General features: G+C 52.9%; 1 pseudogene. It reads left to right on the top strand.

Going from position 1 to position 289, the window contains the following annotated elements:
• Positions 1 to 289, top strand: a pseudogene (pntA, locus tag LZP73_RS20385) (Re/Si-specific NAD(P)(+) transhydrogenase subunit alpha); the annotation flags it as partial.

Raw genomic sequence — 289 nt, 5'->3', positions numbered from 1 at the left:
AAACTGTTGTGCAAAGAGAAAGACGGCAACATCACTGTGGATTTTGATGATGTGGTGATTCGTGGCGTGACTGTGATCCGTGCGGGCGAAATTACCTGGCCGGCACCGCCGATTCAGGTATCAGCTCAGCCGCAGGCGGCACAAAAAGCGGCACCGGAAGTGAAAACTGAGGAAAAATGTGCCTGCTCACCGTGGCGTAAATACGCGTTGATGGCGTTGGCAATCATCCTTTTCGGCTGGATGGCAAGCGTTGCGCCAAAAGAGTTCCTTGGACACTTCACTGTGTTCG

The organism is Shewanella sp. AS16 (assembly GCF_021412365.1).
Classification (GTDB): Bacteria; Pseudomonadota; Gammaproteobacteria; order Enterobacterales; family Shewanellaceae; genus Shewanella; species Shewanella salipaludis.
The sequence above is the reverse complement of the archived record's forward strand: the minus strand, read 5'-3'. Positions and strand labels throughout refer to the sequence as shown.